General features: G+C 68.1%; 6 protein-coding genes. 3 read left to right on the top strand and 3 right to left on the bottom strand.

The features are described 5' to 3' along the window. On the bottom strand, nucleotides 1-483 hold a 483-nt coding region (locus GJV64_RS09915), incomplete at its 3' end, for a helix-turn-helix domain-containing protein (protein ID WP_164157081.1). Nucleotides 484-701: 218 nt separating this feature from the next. Here GJV64_RS09915 and typA point away from each other — a divergent pair. The 3 genes from typA (at nucleotide 702) to GJV64_RS09900 (ending at nucleotide 4,816) form a co-directional block, all read left to right on the top strand. Further along, on the top strand, nucleotides 702-2,537 hold the full coding sequence (typA, locus tag GJV64_RS09910; RefSeq protein WP_164157080.1) for a translational GTPase TypA: 1,836 nt from the start codon (nucleotides 702-704) through the stop codon (nucleotides 2,535-2,537). 156 nt (nucleotides 2,538-2,693) lie between these two features. Next, nucleotides 2,694-3,335 carry a GTP cyclohydrolase I FolE gene (gene folE, locus GJV64_RS09905; RefSeq protein WP_164157079.1) on the top strand — a complete coding sequence of 214 codons (642 nt, stop codon included), beginning with the start codon at nucleotides 2,694-2,696 and terminating at the stop codon, nucleotides 3,333-3,335. Nucleotides 3,336-3,412: 77 nt separating this feature from the next. Beyond that, nucleotides 3,413-4,816 (top strand): MATE family efflux transporter, encoded by a 1,404-nt coding sequence (locus tag GJV64_RS09900; RefSeq protein ID WP_164157078.1) that lies wholly within the window; start codon nucleotides 3,413-3,415, stop codon nucleotides 4,814-4,816. Here the strand turns inward: GJV64_RS09900 and GJV64_RS09895 are convergent. Together GJV64_RS09895 and GJV64_RS09890 are read right to left on the bottom strand one after the other, a co-directional pair. Next, complete coding sequence (locus GJV64_RS09895) at nucleotides 4,764-6,098, bottom strand: flavin-containing monooxygenase (protein ID WP_164157077.1); 1,335 nt, start codon at nucleotides 6,096-6,098, stop codon at nucleotides 4,764-4,766. The genes GJV64_RS09900 and GJV64_RS09895 overlap by 53 nt on opposite strands. Before the next feature lie 58 nt (nucleotides 6,099-6,156). After that, nucleotides 6,157-6,831: hypothetical protein (locus tag GJV64_RS09890; RefSeq protein ID WP_205599588.1), on the bottom strand; the 675-nt coding region annotated here is incomplete at its 5' end.

Below are 6,831 nucleotides of genomic sequence, written 5' to 3'. Positions count from 1 at the left end.
GCGGGGCGGCGTTTCGCTTCTGGCAACGGCAACCGTGTCTGCCGGCGGGTCGAAGGCGCCGCTGCCGTAAAGGCCAAGCCCGCCCAGCACCAGCACCAGCAGCGCCAGCGCGCCCCAGGCCAGCCCGCGGGACGGCAGCCTTGCCTCGTCCACCGGTTCCAGGCTGGACGCCACCGGCACATGCGGGGCCAGCCGGTTTTCGGCGCGGAAACGGGCGCCCACCGCTTCCGGTTCCAGCCCGACGGCGCGGGCATAAGCCTTCACGAAGCCCAGCGCATAGGGCAGCGCCGGCAGCGCACTGTGATCATCGGCCTCGATCGCCATCAGGTGCCGCAATGGCACCCGCGTTTCGCGCGCGAGATCGGCCAGCTCGCGACCCCGCTCCGCCCGCGCCTCAGCCAGCAGCGCGCCGACGCTCAGCGACGCGCCGGCTGACGCGCCAGCTGACGCCGTGTCGGGCAGGCCAAGCTGTTCTTCGACCATCGGGCAACCTTTTCCCCTGCAGCGGGGATTACGTTCTCAGAGACTTGGCCCAGCTTGGCAGGCGAAGTCAATGAGGTGAGGGGGCGGGTGTAACGGGCGCGGCTTGCCGGCGGGGGGGTAGAAAGGCTATGGGCGCTGGCGTTCGGCAGCCCGCGCAGGGTCGCCTCGCGCCCTCGCTCTGCCCCGTCTCCCACCTCCGCTGCCCTGAAAGCCCCCAGATGTCCACCCGCAACATCGCGATTATCGCGCACGTCGACCATGGCAAGACGACGCTTGTCGACCAGCTGTTCCGCCAATCCGGCACCTTCCGCGACAACCAGCGCGTGGCGGAAAGGGCGATGGATTCCAACGATCTGGAAAAGGAGCGCGGGATCACCATCCTGGCCAAGTGCACCAGCATCGAATGGACCGACAAGGCCGGCACCGCGCACCGCATCAACATCGTGGACACGCCCGGCCACGCCGATTTCGGCGGCGAGGTGGAGCGCATCCTGTCGATGGTCGATGGCGTCATCCTGCTGGTCGACGCCGCCGAAGGGCCGATGCCGCAAACCAAGTTCGTGTGTGGCAAGGCGCTGGCCCTGGGGCTGCGGCCGATTGTCGTGGTCAACAAGATCGACCGGCCCGATGCCCGCGCCACCGAAGTGCTGGACGAGGTGTTCGAGCTGTTCCTGACGCTGGACGCGAACGACGACCAGCTCGATTTTCCGACCCTCTATGCCTCGGGCCGCGGCGGCTATGCCGGGCCAGACGACAGCGTGCGCTCCGGCGATCTGACGCCGCTGTTCGAAACCATCGTTGGCCATGTGCCGCCGCCCAGCGGTGACCCGGATGCGCCGTTCCGCATGCTGGTCTCCCTGCTGGACCGGGACAATTTCCTGGGCCGCATCCTCACCGGGCGCGTGATGTCGGGCACGCTGAAGGTGAACAGCGCGATCCACGCCCTCAACCCGGACAGCACGGTGGCCGAAGTGGGCCGCGCCTCCAAGATCTTCGCCTTCCGGGGCCTGGAGCGGGTGCCGGTGGACGAGGCCAAGGCGGGCGACATCATCGCGCTGGCCGGCATGACCAAGGCCACCGTGGCCGACACCATTGCCGACCAGAGCGTCAATGAGGCGCTGGCGGCGCAGCCCATCGATCCGCCGACCCTGTCGATGACCTTCAGCGTCAACGACAGCCCCTATGCCGGCAAGGACGGTTCCAAGGTGACCAGCCGCATGATCGCCGATCGTCTGGCCCGCGAGGCGGAGGGCAATGTCGCCATCCGCATCACCGAACTGCCGTCGAAGGATGCCTTTGAAGTCGCCGGGCGCGGCGAGCTCCAGCTGGGCGTGCTGATCGAGACGATGCGCCGCGAGGGCTTCGAGCTGTCGATCAGCCGGCCGCGCGTGATCTTCGGCACCGACGAGAAGGGCAACCGCACCGAACCGTATGAAACCGTCGTCATCGATGTGGACGAGCAGTTCTCCGGCACGGTTGTCGAGAAGATGGCCCAGCGCAAGGCCGAGATGACCGACATGCGCCCCTCGGGCGGCGGCAAGACCCGCCTCACCTTCTCGGCACCGTCGCGCGGGCTGATCGGCTATCACGGCGAATTCCTGTCGGACACGCGCGGCACCGGCATCATGAACCGGCTGTTCGAGAAGTATGGCCCCTACAAGGGACCGATCTCAGGCCGCCTGAACGGCGTGCTGATCTCCACCGACAATGGCGAGGCGGTTGCCTATGCGCTGGGCTATCTGCAGCCGCGCGGCACGCTGATGATCGCGCCGGGCGAGGCGGTCTATCAGGGCATGATCATTGGGGAAAACGCCCGCGAGGAGGACCTGGAGGTCAACCCGCTGAAGTCCAAGCAGCTCACCAACTTCCGCGCCAGCGGCAAGGACGATGCCATCCAGCTCAGCCCGCCCAAGAAGCTGACGCTGGAACAGGCGATCGCCTACATCGACGAGGACGAACTGGTGGAGGTGACGCCCAACCACATCCGCCTGCGCAAGATCCACCTCGACCCGCACGAGCGCAAGCGCGCCAGCCGCGCCCGCGCTGCCGGTTGATCCGCACAGCCTGACAACGGGCTGCGACAAAGCAGGGACTTAACCCGGAGCGCGCAAGCGCCTAACCGGCACTCGCGCATCCGCGCTCTTGCAACCGGCCGCAGCGGGCCAGGCTGACGCCCCACAAGCGCAGTCCTCGAGCTGGAGTTTCCTGCCATGACCGACCGCCCCCCGTCTGCCATCGACGATGATGATGGCCCGCTGGAGTCGCTGAGCACCCCGGCCTTCGACACCATCCCGCAGGCAGAGGCCGAGGAAGCGGTGCGCACCCTCATCCGCTGGACCGGCGATGATCCGTCTCGCGAGGGGCTGCTCGACACGCCCAAGCGCGTGGCCAAGGCCTGGCGCGAATATACCCGCGGCTATGCCGAGGATCCGGGCGTCCACCTCTATCGCACCTTCGCCGAAGTGGGCGGCTATGACGAGATCGTGATCCTGCGCGACATCCCGTTCCAGTCGCACTGTGAGCACCACATGGCCCCGATCATCGGCAAGGGCCACATCGCCTATCTGCCGAAGAACCGCGTGGTCGGCATTTCCAAACTGGCGCGCGTGCTGCACGGCTATGCAAGGCGGCTGCAGGTGCAGGAACGGCTGACCGCAGAAGTGGCGGACTGCATCCAGCAGCATCTCGAGCCGCTGGGCGTCGCCGTGGTGATCGAGGCGACCCATGCCTGCATGTCGGCGCGCGGCGTGATGACACCGGGCGTGGTGATGACCACCAGCCGCATGCTCGGCGTGTTCCGCGACGATCACAGCAGCCGCACCGAAGTGCTGCGCCTGATGGGCAAGGGGTGACCTGACCCCCCGACAGGTTTGCCGGAATCGCCCGAAATCTGTATGGCGGGCGGCTTTTGGCAATGGGACAACAGGCAATGGCGGGCAGCAGCCCCCACACGGATGACGCCGCCACGGGTGGCCTGAGGGCGCTGCTCACGCTGGCAGCGCCGGTCGTCGCGTCGCGCCTGGGCATCATGGCGATGGGGCTGGTGGACACCATCGTGGTGGGCCAGCACAGCGCCGCCGAACTGGGTTACCATGCGCTGGCCTGGGCGGTCACGGGCGTGGTGCTGACCACCGCGCTCGGCCTGCTCTCCGGCGTGCAGGTGATGACCAGCCAGGCCATCGGCGAAGGCCGCGCCGCCGATACCGGCGCCATCCTGCGCCGCGGCCTGGCCTATGCGGCGTGGATCGCGCTGGCCAGCACGCTGTTCCTCGCCGTCACCGGCAAGCCCATGCTGATCGCCTTCGAGCTGGCGCCGGGGCTGGCCGAAGGCGCCGCACCGGTGCTGCTGGTGCAGGCCATCTCGCTGATCCCGATCATCATTGCCGATGCCGGCCTGTTCTGGCTCGAAGCCCATGGCCGCGCCATACCGGGCATGATCGCCATGTGGACGGCCAATATCGTCAACCTGGTCTTCAACCTGTGGCTGGTGCCGGGCGGCAACATCCTTGGCGTTTCGGGCGCTGTGGCCAGCGGCTGGGCGACCTTTTCCAGCCGGCTGTTCCTGATGCTGGTGCTGGCCATCATCATCCTGCGCTGGCGCCGGGCGCGCGAACTCGGCGTGCTGGCCCCGGCCCCGCGGGATCCGGAGGCAGCGCGGCAGATGCGGCGCGTGGGCTATGGCGCGGCCGCCAGCTATTTCATCGAAAGCCTGGCCTTTTCGGCGATGGCGGTGTTCGCCGGCTGGATCAGCGCCACCGCCGTGGCGGTGTGGGCGGTGGTGATCAACGTCGCGGCGCTGGTGTTCATGGTGCCGCTGGGCCTGGCCGTTGCCACCTCGGTGCTGGTTGGCCGGGCCTATGGTGCCCGTGACCGTGCTGCCATGCTGGGCGCCGCTGGCCAGGGCTTTGGCGTCACCACGGTGGTGCTGCTGCTGGTGTCGCTGGGCGTCTGGCTGTTCCCGGATGCGATCGCGTCGGCCTATTCGCGCGAAGCCGCGGTTCTGGCCGGCATCGCCAGCGCCATGGTGCTGTCGAGCCTGTTCTTCGCTGCCGACGGCCTGCAGGTGGTGGCGGCCCAATCGCTGCGCGCCCGGTCCGACATCACGGCGCCGGCGATGATCCACGTCATTTCCTATGTCGTGGTGATGATGCCGCTGGCCTGGTGGCTGGGCGTCAGGTCGGGCGGCGGGGTGGATGGCCTCATCTGGGCGATCGTCATCGCCTCCACCCTGTCGGCGCTGCTGCTGTGGGGGCGGTTCTTCTGGCTCGGCCGCCGGCCGCTCACGCAGGTTGAGGTGCCCGCTGCTGTTCCAGCCGCTTCTGGCCCCGCCTGATCTCGGCAGCGAGATCGGCCACATAAGGCTCGAAGTTCACCTGCATGGTGTGGCGGCGGCTGGCATAATAATGGCCCTGGTAGCGCCGTTCCTCCGCCACGATCACCCGGCGCATCTCGTCTGGCGAGGGCAGGGCATAGCGGCCCTGCAGCCAGGCGACGAGCAGCTTTGACTGCTGTTCGGCGAGGTTGACCAGAGTTGGCAGCGTCTGCGCCAGGCCCATGAACCACAGGCCGTGCAGCGCCGGATCGGCCTGCACCATGCGCTTGTAGAGCGGGATGTGATTGTCGGTCACCCGCGCGTCGTCGGGATCGAGGAACGGAAAATCGATGTTGTAGCCGGTGGCGGTGATGATCGCGTCCACCTCCTCGCGGGTGCCGTCGCTGAAGATCACGCCATCGCCATCAAGGCGCGCGATGGCCGGCTTGATGGCGATGTCGCCGCTGCCCAGCCGGGTGAGGAACTCGCCGCTCACCGTGGGGTGGGCGTCCAGCGGCTCGTGATCGGGCGTGGGCAGGCCATAATCCTCCATGTTGCCCACCAGGCTCTTGATCTTGCGGCGGCCGATCCAGCGCGCCAGGCCCAGCGGCAGCCACGGCGGCGCCGCCTGCTTGTCGGCCGGAACCCCGTTGAAATATTTGGGCAGCACCCACACCCCGCGGCGGGTCGACACCAGGCATCTGGCCGTGATGCTGCGCTGGCCGAGTTCGGAGGCGATATCGACCGCGCTGTTGCCGAGCCCCACCACCATGACCCGCTTGCCGATCAGGTTCAGCGGCTCGAACGGCGTGCGATAATCATGGGCGTGGATGATGTCGCCATCGAACTGGCCGTCCCAGACCGGGCGATTGGGGCTCCAGTGATGGCCGTTGGCCACCACCACGGCGGCATAGGCCCTGGTGCCCTTGCGCGTTGTCACGTCCCAACCACCGTCGTCGCGCCGCGCCACCTTGGTCACCGGCGTTTCGAACTGCACCAGATCGCGCAGGCCGAAATGATCGACATAGTCGTTGAAATATTGTGCGATCAGGCTGTGGTGCGGAAAGTCCGGCCAGTCCGGCGGCACCGGATACTCCTCGAACTGCAGGCGCCACTTCGAGGTGTCGATGTGCAGCGACTGGTAGGCGCTGCTCATGCCATTGGGGTTGTTGTAGGCCCAGTTGCCGCCGATCCGGTCAGACGCCTCGAACCAGTCGAAGGCGATGCCGGCATCCTTCAGCCGCTTGGCAGTGGTGAAGCCGGAGCAGCCGGCGCCGATCAGGGCAACGGGTTCTCGTGTCATGGACGCACTGTCGGCCATCCCGGCCGGAAGCACCACCTGTCGGAATCAGTCGGCCCGCTCAGTTGGCAGGCCTTACCCGGAACAGCCACACACCGGCCAGCAGCAGCGCCGGGACGGCCAGGGCCGCCAGGCTCCACAGGCTGCCGGCAAGGATCAGGCGGGTGGCGGCCGCCACCGCGCCCAGCACGATGAATTCACCCACCGCCATCAAGAGGGAGGAACGATAGCGATGCCGGAAGGCGCTGCGCCGGGCCGGTTCCCGGGTCCAGAGCTGCATCGCCGACGTGGCCAGCGCCGCCACCACCGCCATGGGCAGCATCAAAAGGGCAGCCGCTGGGGCGCGCACGGCCACCACCAGCGCCAGCGCCACCACCAGAACGGCGGGCGGGGTCAGCACGGCGGCCAGCTTGGCCCGCATCGCGGCGGCACGGGCAACCGGCGCGGTGGCGATCAGTTCAGGCGCGTCTTCGGCGCACAGGATCAGCCAGGCCAGCGACGAGGCCAGGGCGCCCCCCAGGAACACCCCGGCGCTGGCCATGCGTTCCGGGGTGATCTGGCCATCGGCAAAGATCAGCGCCACCACCGGCACCATGAACACCATCTGCTGACCGATCTGGGTGATGAGTTCCGGATCGCGCCGCAACAGGGTGAGTTCCTTGTTGTACAGCACGGCGCCGGGGCTGCCCCCAAAGCGCGCCGCAGGCATGCGCCGGACGGCGGCGGCCGGGGCCGG

Origin of the sequence: Sandarakinorhabdus rubra, assembly GCF_010994245.1 — a bacterium.
Taxonomy (GTDB): domain Bacteria; phylum Pseudomonadota; class Alphaproteobacteria; order Sphingomonadales; family Sphingomonadaceae; genus Sandarakinorhabdus; species Sandarakinorhabdus rubra.
The sequence above is the reverse complement of the archived record's forward strand: the minus strand, read 5'-3'. Positions and strand labels throughout refer to the sequence as shown.